Below are 13,785 nucleotides of genomic sequence, written 5' to 3' on the forward strand. Positions count from 1 at the left end.
CGCCACGTCAGTGTGGCCTACCGGCAGCGTCGAGACTGAAACCAGATAGATCGCACTGTCGTCCTGAGCGGACGCAGACACAGAACTGCCCACTTTCATCGCGAAAGTGGGCAGTTCTGTGTGTCGCCTGAGCCGCTAGAACATCTGCCAGTCCGACGCGCCGTCGGGCTGGTCGTAGAGGCCACCGTCGGTGTTCTTGATGACGACGGCGTCACCGGAGCCGAAGTTGTCGAAGAACCACTTCGCATCCTCGGGCGCGAGGTTGATGCAGCCGTGGCTGACGTTCGAGTTGCCCTGGGCGTCCACCGACCACGGCGCACCGTGTACGAAGATGCCACTGTTGTCGATGCGCACGGCGTGCTTCACCGGAGTGCGGTAACCGTCGGCCGAGTCGACCGGGACCCCATAGGTGGAGGAGTCCATCACCATGTCGGCGAACTTCTCCAGCACGTAGTAGGTGCCGTTCTTGGTGTCGTTGCCGGCCTTGCCCATCGAGACCGGGAATTCCTTCTCGACCTCGCCGTTGCGCACCACGGTCATCGTCTTGGTGGCATCGTCGACGGTCGCGACCAGTTGCTCGGGGACGGTGAACGTCGATTTTGTGCCCGCGGCGTCGATGGACACCACGGCACCGGCCGGCCAGAAGTCCTGCGGGCGCCACCGCAGCTGGGTGTCGGTGACCCAGTAGAACCGGCCGGGCACCGGCGGGTTCGACGTGATGTGGACGGCGTCCTGGGCCATCTGCCGGTCGGCGATGGGCCGCTGGAAGTTGATGTAGATCGGCTTGGCCGCGCCCGCGATCGACCCGTTCACCGGGTTGAACGACGGCGGGACGAACGGCGGCATCCCGCGGAACGGGTTCGGGTTCTGCCCGGGCGGCGTTCCCTCGGGGATCGGCAGCGGCTGAGCGCCGGGACCACCCACCGGGACGAACGGATCGGCCTCGGTCGGCACCGCGGGCGGCGCAGGCGGCGCAGGCGGTGCGAACGGGTTGGGGAAGGCCGGCGCCGGCGGGGGCGGCGGAAGGGGCTCCGCCAGGGCCGACGGGCTACCGACAACTGCTGTGACGACCGTTGCGGCCGCCAGGATCGCGCTGGCGAGTTTCCGTCTCGTCCGCTGCGACATATGTCACCTCCACTGGCATATCTGCAGACCAGTCTGGCACAGCGCGTCGACCGGCTAACGTGGACGAGGCCGGGCGGACCCCTCATCGCCGCCCGACCTGCGCCACTGACCTGCGATGTTCATCGCCGGTGTGAGCCCGGCCGTTACAGCTTCGAGCAACACCGGAGGACCGCGACCGCCGCCGATACCAGTACCGTCAAGGCCGTCGTGCTGCAATGGACGACATGATCGTCGCCTTCAGCATCAGCCCCTCGGGCACCGGCCGCGAGGACGGCTCGGTGAGCGACGCCGTCGCCGCCGCGGTCAAGGTGGTACGCGCGTCCGGTCTGCCGAACCGCACCTCCAGCATGTTCACCGAGCTGGAGGGCTCCTGGGATGAGGTCTTCGACGTCATCAAGCGGGCGACCGAGGCCGTGCAGCCGTTCGGATCCCGGATCTCGTTGGTGCTCAAGGCCGATATCCGGCCGGGCCGCGACGGCGAACTGGACGGCAAGGTCGCACGCCTGGAGGCGGCGATCGAGGATGCCGGGGCCTAGGACCGAACCAGCCGGGCGATCGCGGCCGAGGCCTCGGCCAGCTTGGCATCGGCCTCATCACCGCCCGCGGAGACCGCCTGGGTGACGCAGTGGCCCAGGTGTTCGTCGAGCAGCCCGAGGGCCACCGACTGCAGAGCACTGTTCACGGCGCTGATCTGGGTGAGGATGTCGATGCAGTACTTGTCGTCATCGATCATCTTGGCGATCCCGCGGACCTGCCCCTCGATGCGGCGCAACCGCTTGGCGTAGTTGTCCTTCTGCGGCGAATAGCCGTGTTCTGCTTCACTCATCCGCTATCCGCCTCCCAACAATCGCTGCATGTGTCCGGTCTCCTCCTGGCGGGTACTGATGATCGCCTGCGCCAGGGTCTTGGCGTTGACGTCTTCACCTTCCCTGATCTCGGAGGACGCCATGATCATCACCGCCTGGTGATGGTTGAGCATGGCCTGCAACCACAGTCTGTCGAACTCGGGACCCGACAGCGACCCGAGCCGTTCGACGGCGCCCTTGTCGAACAGGGTGGGCCCGTCCGGCGGCGGACCCTGACCGCCCTCCTGCCCGTCGCTCCACTGCACCAGCAACGCGTTCACCGTGTCGCTCTGCTGCTTCTCGCTGACGGCCAGGACATCCGCGAGCGCGATCAACCGCGGGTCGCCGGAGTTGCTGCGCGCCAGGGCAATCATCTGCTCGACATGCGGCCGCTGGGCCAGCATGGCGTTGGCGAAGGCGCGGTCGGTGGCGTTGACCCCCGGGGTCAACGCCGCGGTCTCCGACGTCTCGGCGGCGGCGGTCGCCGTCTCCGGCGCGGGGTCGGGCGCGCCGCACGCCGATATCGTGGCGGCCACCAGCACCGCAACGATCGGACCCGCACGCCTCATACGACCAGGCTACCCGGTACCCCGCAGGGGTATGAACAATCGGCTGTGACGGGCCGGCACACGAAGGCATACTTACGTTCATGCCCTCAGCCCCTGATTCTCTTCCCGGCGTCGATATCAAGCCCCGCAGTCGCGACGTCACCGACGGCCTGGAGAAAACCGCGGCCCGCGGCATGCTGCGAGCCGTCGGGATGGGTGACGACGACTGGGCCAAACCGCAGATCGGCGTCGGCTCGTCGTGGAACGAGATCACGCCGTGCAACATGTCGCTGCAGCGGCTGGCCCAGGCGGTCAAGGGCGGCGTGCACGCCGGCGGTGGCTACCCGCTGGAGTTCGGCACCATCTCGGTTTCCGACGGCATCTCGATGGGTCACGAGGGCATGCACTTCTCGCTGGTCTCGCGGGAGGTGATCGCCGACAGCGTCGAAACCGTCGTGCAGGCCGAGCGGCTGGACGGCACCGTGCTGCTGGCCGGTTGCGACAAGTCGATCCCCGGCATGCTGATGGCCGCCGCCCGCCTCGATCTGGCGAGCGTGTTCTTCTACAACGGTTCGATCATGCCGGGCACCGCCAAGCTGACCGACGGCACCGAGAAGGAAGTCACCATCATCGACGCCTTCGAGGCGGTCGGGGCATGCGCCCGCGGGCTGATGTCCCGCGAGGACGTCGACATCATCGAGCGCGCCATCTGTCCCGGCGAAGGTGCCTGCGGCGGTATGTACACCGCCAACACCATGGCCTCCGCGGCCGAGGCGCTGGGATTGTCGCTGCCGGGCAGCGCCTCCCCGGTCGCCATCGACAAGCGCCGCGACGAGTACGCCGCCAAATCCGGTGAGGCCGTGGTGGAGTTGCTGCGCCGCGGGATCACCGCCCGCGACATCCTGACCAAGCAGGCTTTCGAGAACGCCATCGCGGTGGTCATGGCGTTCGGTGGGTCGACCAATGCGGTGCTGCATCTGCTGGCCATTGCGCGCGAGGCCGAGGTCGAGTTGACACTCGCCGATTTCACCCGGGTCGGCAACCGGGTGCCGCACCTGGCCGACGTCAAACCGTTCGGCCGGCATGTGATGAAGCATGTCGACGAGATCGGTGGGGTGCCGGTGGTGATGAAGGCACTGCTGGATGCCGGTCTGCTGCACGGGGACTGCCTGACCGTGACCGGCAAGACGATGGCCGAGAATCTCGCCCACATCGAGCCGCCGGATCCGGACGGCAAGGTGCTGCGCGCGATGGACAATCCGATCCACCCCACCGGCGGCATCACCATCCTGCACGGCTCGCTGGCGCCGGAGGGCGCGGTGGTGAAGTCCGCCGGCTTCGACTCCGATGTGTTCGAGGGCACGGCACGGGTTTTCGAGCGGGAGCGGGCCGCACTCGACGCTCTGGAGGACGGCACCATCACCCATGGCGATGTCGTCGTCATCCGTTACGAGGGTCCCAAGGGCGGCCCCGGTATGCGCGAGATGCTGGCGATCACCGGCGCCATCAAGGGTGCCGGACTGGGCAAGGATGTGCTGCTGATGACCGACGGCCGGTTCTCGGGCGGCACCACGGGGCTGTGTGTCGGACACATCGCCCCCGAGGCCGTCGACGGTGGACCCATCGCGTTTGTGCGCGACGGTGACCGCATCCGCCTCGATGTCGCCAACGGCACGTTGGACCTGCTGGTCGACGAGGCCGAATTGAATTCGCGCAAGGCAGGTTTCGAGCCGTTGCCGCCGCGTTACACCACCGGCGTGCTGGCCAAGTACACCAAGTTGGTGCAGTCGGCGGCGGTCGGGGCGGTCTGCACCTAGCCGCCGGGACGACACTGCGCATGACTGATCCCGCAGAACAACTCGCCGCGGCGGCGCGCCGCCTCGCCGATGAAGGTCTGCTGATCGGCACCGCCGGCAACGTGTCGGTGCGCGCGGACGACCGGATCTTCGTGACCGCCAGCGGCATTGCGCTGGCTCGCTGCGAACCCGACGATATCGTCGAGGTCGCGCTGGACGGCAGGGTGCTGCGCGGCCGGTTCACCCCGACCTCCGAACTCGGCCTGCACCTTGCGGTCTACCAGGCCGGCGACGCGCACGCCGTCGTACACACCCATGCTCCCCACGCGACGGCGGTCGCCTGTGCCACCGAACGCTTCTCGTCGATGCCGGTGCTGCACTATCAGCAGATGCTGCTGGGCGGTGAACTGCGCATCGCGCCGTATCACACGTTCGGGACGCCCGAACTGGCCGCGGCGGTGGTCGAGGCGCTGCAGGGACGACAGGCCGCGCTGATGGCCAATCACGGCTCGGTCGCGATCGGGGCCGGCCTGGACAAGGCGGTCGAGAACGCAATGCTGGTCGAGTGGCTGGCGGCGCTGCTGTTACAGGTGGCACAGGTCACCGAGCCACAACCGTTGACCGAGGCGCAGCAGCAGGCCGTCGTCCTGCAAGCGCTGACGCTACGTTATGGACAACCCCGGGAGAACGAGCCATGACAGATGCCTCCGAGGTCTGCGTCGCCGCGGTCGGCGTGCACGTCCTCGATATCCATGTGGTCGGAATCGATTCGCTGCCCGGAGGTTCCGACGGCCAGCTGGTGCAGACCATCCGGATGTCACCGGCCGGCACCGCCGGGGGTACCGCGGTGGTGCTGAGCAGGCTCGGCGCCCGGGTGCGCTCCTACGGCACCACCGGTGATGACCCGTTGGCCGACTCGCTGATCGCCGCGCTCGACCGTGAGGGGATTGACACCGAGGGCCTGGTCCGTACCGGTGCGACGCAGACCTCCGCGTCGGTCATACCGTTGCGGCCCAACGGAGACCGGCCCGCCTGGCATTGCGTGGGCAGCAACGCCGCGTTCGGGAACGCCGCCGTCGACCTCGACGGTTGCACACATCTGCACGTGGGCGGCCCGGAGTTCATCGGCGGTCCGGCCGCTGCGGAACTGTTGGGGCGGGCCCGCTCTGCGGGCATCAGCACCTCCATCGACATCCTGGCCGGCGGTGATCCCGGTCTGCTGCAGTGGATTTCCGATGCCCTGCCGCACACCGACTACCTGCTACCCAATGACGAGCAGGTTCTGGGCTTCACCGGTGCGAAGGATCTGGTGTCCGGGGCGCACACCCTGATCGAGATGGGTGTGCGCTGTGTCGCGGTGACACGCGGCGGCGACGGGGCGCTGGTCGTCACCGCCGATGAGGTCTTCGAGATCCCCGCCTACGCCATCGATGTCATCGACACCACCGGCTGCGGTGATGCCTTCTCGGCGGGCTTCATCCTGGGCCGCGCACTGGGGCGTTCACTGCAGGACTCCGCCCGCCTCGGTTGCGCGACCGCAGCGCAGGTGGCGCAGGGACTCGGCACCGATGCCGGCGCCTACAGCCTGGCCACCGTCGACGAGTTCGCGGGCACGGCAACGGTTTCCACCTGACCGGCGGTCAGCCGGAGGCGGCGCGCCGGCACAGTTCACGTTCGACGATATCGGCGCCGCGGCACACACCACCGGTGGTCGCGAACCCCCGTGCCACTGCTGCGGCCCCGTCGGTCATCGACATCGCGGCAGCGACGGCGGCACGCAACGTATCGGCGGTGAGCTTGCGGGCCGGCAGCCGGACACCGCAGCGCGCCACCTCGACCCGGCGGGCCACCTCGAACTGATCCCGGCCGAAGGGCACCACGCAGACCGGGATGCCGCGGGCCAGCGCCTTCTGGGTGACTCCCATGCCGCCGTGGGTGATGACGCACACCGCGCGGTCCAGCAGCAGCCCGTGCGGCACGAACTGGGCCAGCGTCGCCCCCGCACCCCCGGCGGCGGCCGGGATGGGTCGGGCCGGCGAGGTGGCGACCACGTGCAGCCCGGACCCGTCGAGCGCGGCGATCGCGGTGCGGACCAGCCGCTCATCTGCCTGCGGCAGCGAGGACGTGGTGACCAGCACGATGGGCCGCTCGATATCGTCCAACCATTCCGGGTGCTGCACGGCGGGCGGGTCGAATGCGGCGGGCCCGACGAACTCGACCGACGGACCCCACTCGGTGATCGGATACTCCAGGGGCTTACCGGTCGCGACCAGCACTGCGGGGGCACGGCGCAGCAGCGCATCGGCGGTCCGCACCTGCGGCACGTCCAGCGCGGCGCGTAGCGGTGCCAGCCCGCGACGGAACGGTCGGTCGAAAACCCGGCGGGTGACCAGTCCGATGCCCCAGTCGCGGACCCGACCCAGCGGTCCGGACCGGGGCCGGGCACCCGCCCCGAAGGGTGGCAGGCCGGGCGCACGCAGATAGGGCGTGAACGGTGAGAAGACCACCCACGGCAGGTCCGCGGCCTCCATGGCCGATATCGCACCCCAGCAGTTCGAGTCGACGATGACCACATCCGGCGCGGCCTCGGCGATCCCGTCGCCGATATCGGCGACCTCGAACACCGCGCGTCGGGTCAACAGCCGGACGGTGTCGGTGGCGGCCCGCAGCACCCCGGTGACGGTGTCGTCATGCTGCAGTGTCTCGATGCGCGGGTCGACCGCCATGGCGTGGAAGCCGAGCCGGCGGCACAACGGCACCCCGGCGGCCAGGGTCTGCAGGTGCACCTCATGGCCGCGTTTCGCGAGCTCGGTCAGCAGCGCACAGAACGGATACAGATGTCCCAGCGCCGGTGCCGTGTAGGCCAGGATCGTGGCCATCGCCGGACTCCTCCTTGCACATTGTCGACCTCGTCAATTGGCATTCGGAGCCCGCCGGATCTCAGATTGGTTCAGATGTTGAACGATTTCGGTCCGGCCACCAGTTCCAGCGGCCGAGCAGATGCATGAACGCCGGCAGCAGGACCATCCGCACCAATGTGGCGTCGACCAGCACCGCCAGCACCAGACCCACCCCGAACATCCGCATGAACGACACCTGCGCGGCGACCAGGCCCGCAAAGGAGATGGACATGATCAACGCCGCGGCGGTCACCACCCGGCCGGTGTGGGCCAGGCCGAGAATCACGCTGCGGTCCTGATCGCGCGTGGTCCGCCAATACTCGCGGATCCGGGCCAGCAGGAACACCTCGTAGTCCATCGACAGACCGAACGCGATGCAGAACAACAACACCGGGATGGTGGCCACCAGCGTGCCGGTCGCGGTGGTGCCGAGGGCGCCGAGATGCCCCTCCTGGAAGATCCACACCAACGCACCGAACGCGGCGCTCAGCGACAGCATGTTGAGCACCAGCGCCTTGAGCGGCAGCACCACGCTGCCGGTCAACGCGAACAGCACGACGACGATCACCGCGGCCATCAGGCCCAGCACCACGGGCAGCCGGTCGGCGATGGCCTGCACGCCGTCCCGGTTCACCGCGGCGGCACCGGTGATGTCCACCCCGCGCCCGGCCGGCCCCGGCAACGCGCGTAACTCGTCGAGCTGGCGCTCGGACGCCTGCGAGTACAGCGGCGCCTCCCCGGCCACGGTCAGGAACGCGCTGCCCGCCGGGGATCCGATGGGCCCCGACACCGCCAGCACCCCGTCCACGCCGGCCACCGCCGCCCGGTGCGCCGCCCAGTCCGCCGCCGTCAGGCCCGCGGCGTCGGGGACGACGATGATGCTCTCGGTACCCGAACGGCCGGGAAACTCCGCACGCAGCACATCACCCACCTGATGCGCGGATGCCGACGCCGGCAGCGCACGATCATCGGGATTCCCCCACCGGGCGTCCAGGAACGGCGCACCCAGCACGATCAGCAGCGCCGAGCCCGCCAGGCCGAGCGCCACGGCATGCCGGACGACGAACGCGGTGCTGCGGTACCAGAAGTTGTGCCGCGCGCGCCGGGTGCGGTGCCGGCCACCGGTTCCGCCGACACGTGCGCCGAGCAGCACGATGCCGGTCGGGGTGAGCACCAGCGCGGCCAGCGCGCACAGCGCCACGGTCGCCGTGCCGGCGTAGGCGAAGGACCGCAGGAAGGGCATCGGGAAGACCACCATCGCGGACATCGACAGTGTGACGATGAGTGCCGAGAACACGATCGTCCGACCGGCCGTGGCCATCGTGGTGCGCACCGCCTGATCACGGGCGGCCCCGCCGTCGATCTCGTCGCGATAGCGGCTGAGGATCAGCAACGTGTAGTCCACCGCCAGGGCAAATCCCAGCGCGGTGGACAGGCTCAACGCGAAGATCGACACCTCGGTCCACAGCGTGATCAGGCGCAACACCGCCAGGGAACCCGCGATGGCGGCGGCGGCGACCACCAACGGCAGCGTGGCCGCGGCCAATCCGCCGAACACCCAGACGAGCACCAGCAGGCTCAGCGGCACGGCGATGGACTCCATGATCAACACGTCGCGCAGCGTCTGGTCGGTGATCTGCGCGAACACCATCGCCGATCCGCCCGGCGTGACCGTCACGCCGGGATGTCCGGGCAGGATCTCGGCGTCGACGGCGGCGACCAGTTCCTTGCCATATGCCGGTGCCCGGCTCTCCCCGCCGCGCAGGTCGGCGATGATCAGCGCGGTCCGGCCGTCGGCCGCGTAGAGGGACTCCGCGACCGGCGGCGGCGACGCCCACGGGGAGAGCACACCGATCACGTTCTCGTTGTCCTGCAACAGCTTCACGATCTGCCGGCCGGCCGCGGCGGTCGGCGCGCTGCGGGCGCCCGCGGGGTGGCCGAGCACCAGGACGAGTTGGACATCGCTGCGCCCGAAGTCCTCGGACAGGACGCGGTTCGCGCGCGATGATTCGGCCGCCGGATCCTGGAAGCCGCCGGCGCTCAGATGGCCCGCCACCGGCACTCCGACTACCGCGGCCGCCGATGCCAGCAGCGCGACGATCACCAGCACACGGCGCGGTGCCAGCAAGGCCCAGCGCGAAAGAGTCTGCAGCATCATCGATCCCGGACCGTCCGCAGTACCTGATTCTGGTTGAACTGCCACCGCCCATCGAGCCGGTAGCCGGGCTCGACGACGGTGCGATCGTCGGGGGTGAGAACCCACAGCACATCGCAATCGACGGCGGCCTGCGCGCCGGCCAGTCGGGAGGCGAACAACGAATCACGTTGCAGCGCAGTCTCATCGACCGTGGTGTCGACCAACCCGTCACCGCGCAGCAGTCGCGCTCCTTCGATGCCGTGCACCGCCGATTCGCCAAGCGTGCCGTCGAGGTGCAGGCACTGCCCGGGTTCACCGCGGTCGGCGAGCAGGCCGGCGAGTTGGCTGTAGTCCGAGCCGTATTTGGCGTAGGGCGAGCGCTGGGCCAGGTAATTCGGCAGGGCGGCCACCGCGATGAGAGCCAGCAATGCGGCGATACCGCGGACGCTGCCACCCACCACGACAACGCCGCACCCGATCAGCAGTGCGGCCGCCGGGGTGGTGAAGCTCAGATAGTGCGGCTGATAGATGGGTTGCACGAGTGCGGTGTATCCGACCAGCAGCGCGGTGGGCAGCAGGATCCAGGTCGCGCACACGGTGACCAGCAGCCGGGAACCCGACGGCGCGTCGACGGTCCGGCGGCGACACTTCCACACCGCGGCGACGGTGAGCACGACGATGATGCTGATCAGCGGTACCACCCGCAGCCACGACTGTGCGGCCACCGCGAGTTGTTCACCGGTGAACTGCTGCTGGTCCGGGCCGACCGCGCGCAGACCGTCCGAGTACACCGACGGGAAGTACTGCTCGGCGAAGATCTGTCCGGCCGTCGCCGGGCTGAGCGGCCAGATCCACTCCACCTGGGTGCGCTGTCGGTACAGCGTCATCAGCAACGGCAGCACCGCCGCCAGCGCGGCCGTCGTGGACGCCAGCCATGCCGTCATCGCGCGACGTGGTGCGGTCGTGACCGCGACGGCGTGCGCGGAGATCAGCAGCAGCACCATCACATTCGTCACGGCGGCGGCCGCCAATGCGACGCCGTACCCGACCCAGATCCACCCTTTGCGACGATGCAGCGCGACCGTCAACAGCACCGTCAGCCACACCGCGCAGGCCATCGACAGGGCGTATGGGCGGGCCTCGGCCGCCGCCCAGGTGGTGCGCGGCAACACCGCGAAGACCAGGCCGGCGGCGATGCCCACCGAGCGCGTCGAGAGCCGGCGTCCGAGCATCACCACCCCGGCGGCCGCGACACCGACCAGCAGTGCGCTGGGCAACCGCAGCCAGAACTCGCCGGCCGGCGTCAGCATCGACCACAGGTGCAGCAGCAGGTAGTAGGCGCCGTGCACGGCATCGACATTGTCGGTCAGCGCCCACAGTTCGGCGACCGATCGGGTGGACGCCGAGACCGTCGCGGCCTCATCGATCCACAGCGACGGCCGTCCGATGCCCATGACGTTGACCGCGAACGCCACGGCGCCGATCACCGGCGCGTCGAAGCGGCCGGGCACGGTCAGTCGGGACCCGCGGCGGTCGCCATGCGTTCGATGCGGCGCACCGCGATTTCCAGCACCGGCAGGTATGCGGGCGCCCACAGCGGCGCGCTCATCCAGACCAGGCAACCGTCAGCACGTTCCTCGACGCCGTGCCTGGTGGCGGGTACGCCGGCGACATCCCAGCCCCAGAGGTGTTCGGGATCGAACTCGGTGATGACGAAGGGCAGCGGAATACCCACCGGTGTCCACACCCGGCCCGTCGCTCCGAGCAGGAACGCGGTGCCGTCGAGTTCGGCACCGGACACGGTCAGACCCCACTGCGGCCACGCGTGCAGATCGGTGAGGATGCGCCACACCGTGTCTGCAGGCGCGGCGACTTGCCTCTTCGCCGTCCACACGGGCGATCAGATACCCAGGCGCGACCTATCCGAATCGCGCAATCGAAAGAGCCCGTTCGGTGCCGCGATCGGTGCTCAGTTCACCAGCGCGACCGCGAATCCGTCCCAGCCCTTCGCGCCGACGGTCTGGATCGCCGCAGCCTCCAGACGTGGGTGCTGCCCGATCATCGCCAACATGGCGCGCACCGCCGCCGCCTGGTGATCATCGGGGGCGGGGTCGAGCACCCGTCCGCCGCGCGCGATGTTGTCGACGATGATCAACGCCCCCGGCTCGGCCAAGGCGACAGCCGCCTCGACATACGCGCGGTTGTTCTCCTTGTCGGCGTCGATGAAGAACATGTCGAACGGACCGCTCAGTGTCGCCAACGTGTCGAGCGCGGCGCCAACGATCACCTCGACGCGGTCGGCCACCCCGGCGCGCTCCAGGTTCTGGCGGGCCACCTCGGCGTGGCGGGGCTCGTATTCGCACGTGACGACGCGCCCCTGCGGTCCCACCCCGCGCGCCAGACAGATGGTCGAATAACCGGCCAGCGTGCCGATTTCGAGAACCCGCCGGGCGCCGGTGATGCGCGCGTACAGCGACAACAGCCGACCGTGTTGGGCGGACACCTCGATGGCGGGCATACCCGCGGGCCCGGTGGACTCCCGCGCGGCCCGCAGCGCCTCGTCCTCGGTGTGCAGCAGTTCGTCCAGCATGGCGTCGACAGCCGCCGGCTCGGTCATCCGGCCACCCCCTCTTTCGCGTAGATCACCCGCAGCACATGCGCGACCTCCGGTCCCATCACACACCCTGCCAGTTCGGTCATCGTGCCGACATACTCACGTCCGTGGGGCGCGCCGGTACCGGCCAGGTGGTGAGCCAGTTCGTGCAGAAGCACTTCTGTGGACATAGTGGGTGTTACGTTCAGCCGAGTTACCTCCGATAGGCGGTGTGCAGTGGAAAAGAAGGTCCTCGACAAGCGGTGGCTGACTGTTCTTGCGGGCGGCAACAGCTCCACTCCCCCAGACTTGTTGCCCGAGTTGACATGGTGCGGTTCCCTCGAGGACCTCGAAAGACAGGCGGGCATCAAGCCCGGAACTCCGATCGTCATCGACCTTGCCCGGCTGCGCACCTCGCCCGAGACATACCGGACGGAGCGAGTCTTCACCGAGTTTTTGCGTACTTCTCGGTGGCCACGATTGAAGCAAGGCACACGCACAACATACGCGACCATTTACCCGCCGGTCATTCGATGGCTCGCAAGCCGGGATCTTCCCAAAGCGTTGCATGAGATGGACACCAATGATCTCCAAGAGTGGAAAGACTGGCGTACCGATCCAATTAGAAACGACAAGCCAATTACCGGATCGACGTGGAATAAGGAGGTGGCCGCACTCTCACTATTTTTCAGGTGGGCACAGAAACGAAATTATACGTCCCATAACCCTATCGACGACTATGGCCCCGAACTCAAGTTCAAGGACGAACGCACTACAACCGCTAAGGCAGGCGGCTGGAGAAGCAAGAACGCTAGAATTCGACGCGTCGACTGGATTGAGCCAGAAACCTTCAGGCTCTGGTCTGATGTCGCGCTGAAGGGCTACGCAGTAGCCACAACTAACTCAGGTAAGAAGCTCATAGGAGCGGGCGAAGATCCAGCTTTTCGCGGCAGAAATACTCAGCGCAATGCGACGTTTGTGGAGACGCTCTATTTTTGCGGAACACGAGAAGGCGAGACCAGCCTACTACTGGCATTAGAACTTCCGCGCGACAGCAGCAGCGCATTCGCTGAAATGCGAGTGCCCAGTTCCATCACCAAAAATGGACGGTCCCGAACTATCGTGATGCCTTGGTCAACCGTCGGTGTGCTCAGAAGGCACATCATGCAGGAACGTAGACGGGCGGTCGCGCTAGGTCAGCGACAAGGGAGATACAACGACGCTAGCTGGCACCGGATAACGAACCATCGGTTCAAACGCGGAAAGCTAGAAATCCAGATTGATGGCCGTAGTTCTTGGGTTAGTCACGACCAACTCTTCGATCCTGTTCGACGCAGGCTATTGATCGAGATAGACGGCGACTGGGAGCCGGCGATGCTATGGCTCACCGAAAGCGGTCAACCCGCCGACGAAAAGAACATGACCAAGGTCATCCAGCGAGCAACAGAAAGGTGGCAAGAAGTATGCACGGACGCGGGTTTCGTAGGCAACGTCCCTTACCCGACAGCCAATACTCTTCGTTACTCGTTCGCTTTGAACTGGCTGATCATGTGGCACAGAGTGATTGACGAGGAACTCGGGTCACCGCCCGCCGCTTACAGCCCAAGTCGGTACGAGGATGCGTACACGGCTGTGCAATGGCAACTCGGACATCGCGATCTATCGACCACAATGGACGCATACCTCCTAGCGGTGAAGGATCTGAGAGGTATCAACATCTTCCGCGAGCCGACATTTAGGCAAATATACGAAGCTCTGCACGCCCGCCGCGAGACCGTCCTGCCGGCGTTGAGCGGCCAGGATGTTTGATGTCTAGGGGACAGTTCGCGTCGCTGCCTGAC

13 protein-coding genes and 1 pseudogene are annotated in these 13,785 nt (G+C 67.6%); 5 read left to right on the forward strand and 9 right to left on the reverse strand.

Annotated features, from left to right (window positions below; all coding sequences use genetic code 11):
• Positions 1 to 135: 135 nt before the first annotated feature.
• On the reverse strand, positions 136 to 1,125 hold the full coding sequence (locus tag ACWDUN_RS27010) for a L,D-transpeptidase (RefSeq protein WP_449933555.1): 990 nt from the start codon (positions 1,123 to 1,125) through the stop codon (positions 136 to 138).
• 224 nt (positions 1,126 to 1,349) lie between these two features.
• On the opposite strand from ACWDUN_RS27010, the gene ACWDUN_RS27015 reads away from it, so the two are divergent.
• The gene (locus ACWDUN_RS27015; protein ID WP_449933648.1) at positions 1,350 to 1,661 is read left to right on the forward strand and encodes a thiamine-binding protein; all 312 of its coding nucleotides are present in this window, start codon (positions 1,350 to 1,352) and stop codon (positions 1,659 to 1,661) included.
• Here the strand turns inward: ACWDUN_RS27015 and ricR are convergent.
• Positions 1,658 to 1,951: a copper-sensing transcriptional repressor RicR gene (gene ricR, locus ACWDUN_RS27020; protein ID WP_449933557.1), complete on the reverse strand. Its 294-nt coding sequence runs from the start codon at positions 1,949 to 1,951 to the stop codon at positions 1,658 to 1,660. The genes ACWDUN_RS27015 and ricR overlap by 4 nt on opposite strands.
• 3 nt (positions 1,952 to 1,954) lie before the next feature.
• On the reverse strand, positions 1,955 to 2,539 hold the full coding sequence (locus ACWDUN_RS27025; protein WP_449933558.1) for a DUF305 domain-containing protein: 585 nt from the start codon (positions 2,537 to 2,539) through the stop codon (positions 1,955 to 1,957).
• Between the two features lie 80 nt (positions 2,540 to 2,619).
• On the opposite strand from ACWDUN_RS27025, the gene ilvD reads away from it, so the two are divergent.
• From ilvD to ACWDUN_RS27040, 3 genes are read left to right on the forward strand one after another with little or no spacing between them, the layout of a single operon-like run.
• A complete protein-coding gene (gene ilvD / locus ACWDUN_RS27030) occupies positions 2,620 to 4,335 on the forward strand; it encodes a dihydroxy-acid dehydratase (protein WP_449933559.1) in 1,716 nt (571 codons plus the stop codon).
• Between the two features lie 20 nt (positions 4,336 to 4,355).
• The gene (locus ACWDUN_RS27035; RefSeq protein ID WP_449933561.1) at positions 4,356 to 5,012 is read left to right on the forward strand and encodes a class II aldolase/adducin family protein; all 657 of its coding nucleotides are present in this window, start codon (positions 4,356 to 4,358) and stop codon (positions 5,010 to 5,012) included.
• On the forward strand, positions 5,009 to 5,947 hold the full coding sequence (locus ACWDUN_RS27040) for a carbohydrate kinase family protein (protein ID WP_449933563.1): 939 nt from the start codon (positions 5,009 to 5,011) through the stop codon (positions 5,945 to 5,947). The genes ACWDUN_RS27035 and ACWDUN_RS27040 overlap by 4 nt, the downstream gene beginning before the upstream one ends.
• Before the next feature lie 7 nt (positions 5,948 to 5,954).
• Here the strand turns inward: ACWDUN_RS27040 and ACWDUN_RS27045 are convergent, their stop codons facing one another.
• The 6 genes and pseudogenes from ACWDUN_RS27045 to ACWDUN_RS27070 form a co-directional block, all read right to left on the reverse strand.
• Entirely contained in the window at positions 5,955 to 7,193 is a 1,239-nt protein-coding gene (locus ACWDUN_RS27045) for a glycosyltransferase (protein ID WP_449933565.1), read from the reverse strand.
• Positions 7,194 to 7,254: 61 nt separating this feature from the next.
• A complete protein-coding gene (locus tag ACWDUN_RS27050; RefSeq protein WP_449933650.1) occupies positions 7,255 to 9,369 on the reverse strand; it encodes an MMPL family transporter in 2,115 nt (704 codons plus the stop codon).
• Positions 9,369 to 10,862: a glycosyltransferase family 39 protein gene (locus ACWDUN_RS27055; protein ID WP_449933567.1), complete on the reverse strand. Its 1,494-nt coding sequence runs from the start codon at positions 10,860 to 10,862 to the stop codon at positions 9,369 to 9,371. Before ACWDUN_RS27055 ends, ACWDUN_RS27050 begins: the two co-directional genes overlap by 1 nt.
• Before the next feature lie 2 nt (positions 10,863 to 10,864).
• On the reverse strand, positions 10,865 to 11,245 hold the full coding sequence (locus ACWDUN_RS27060; RefSeq protein ID WP_449933568.1) for an SRPBCC family protein: 381 nt from the start codon (positions 11,243 to 11,245) through the stop codon (positions 10,865 to 10,867).
• 75 nt (positions 11,246 to 11,320) lie between these two features.
• Positions 11,321 to 11,968: an O-methyltransferase gene (locus tag ACWDUN_RS27065; protein ID WP_449933570.1), complete on the reverse strand. Its 648-nt coding sequence runs from the start codon at positions 11,966 to 11,968 to the stop codon at positions 11,321 to 11,323.
• Positions 11,965 to 12,123, reverse strand: a pseudogene (locus ACWDUN_RS27070) (TIGR04338 family metallohydrolase); the annotation flags it as partial. The pseudogene ACWDUN_RS27070 and the gene ACWDUN_RS27065, both read right to left, overlap by 4 nt.
• A gap of 58 nt (positions 12,124 to 12,181) precedes the next feature.
• Between ACWDUN_RS27070 and ACWDUN_RS27075 the strand changes: the two are divergent.
• Positions 12,182 to 13,753 carry a hypothetical protein gene (locus ACWDUN_RS27075; protein WP_449933572.1) on the forward strand — a complete coding sequence of 524 codons (1,572 nt, stop codon included), beginning with the start codon at positions 12,182 to 12,184 and terminating at the stop codon, positions 13,751 to 13,753.
• Positions 13,754 to 13,785 lie beyond the last annotated feature (32 nt).

The organism is Mycobacterium sp. NPDC003323, from assembly GCF_053589535.1.

Bases quoted from the DNA above. Each gene is read 5' to 3' on its own strand.
- ACWDUN_RS27035 (WP_449933561.1), top strand. From the start codon at position 4,356: ATGACTGATCCCGCAGAACAACTCGCCGCGGCGGCGCGCCGCCTCGCC.
- ACWDUN_RS27050 (WP_449933650.1), bottom strand. From the start codon at position 9,369: ATGCTGCAGACTCTTTCGCGCTGGGCCTTGCTGGCACCGCGCCGTGTG.
- ricR (WP_449933557.1), bottom strand. From the start codon at position 1,951: ATGAGTGAAGCAGAACACGGCTATTCGCCGCAGAAGGACAACTACGCC.
- ilvD (WP_449933559.1), top strand. From the start codon at position 2,620: ATGCCCTCAGCCCCTGATTCTCTTCCCGGCGTCGATATCAAGCCCCGC.
- ACWDUN_RS27065 (WP_449933570.1), bottom strand. From the start codon at position 11,968: ATGACCGAGCCGGCGGCTGTCGACGCCATGCTGGACGAACTGCTGCAC.
- ACWDUN_RS27010 (WP_449933555.1), bottom strand. From the start codon at position 1,125: ATGTCGCAGCGGACGAGACGGAAACTCGCCAGCGCGATCCTGGCGGCC.
- ACWDUN_RS27015 (WP_449933648.1), top strand. From the start codon at position 1,350: ATGATCGTCGCCTTCAGCATCAGCCCCTCGGGCACCGGCCGCGAGGAC.
- ACWDUN_RS27045 (WP_449933565.1), bottom strand. From the start codon at position 7,193: ATGGCCACGATCCTGGCCTACACGGCACCGGCGCTGGGACATCTGTAT.
- ACWDUN_RS27025 (WP_449933558.1), bottom strand. From the start codon at position 2,539: ATGAGGCGTGCGGGTCCGATCGTTGCGGTGCTGGTGGCCGCCACGATA.
- ACWDUN_RS27040 (WP_449933563.1), top strand. From the start codon at position 5,009: ATGACAGATGCCTCCGAGGTCTGCGTCGCCGCGGTCGGCGTGCACGTC.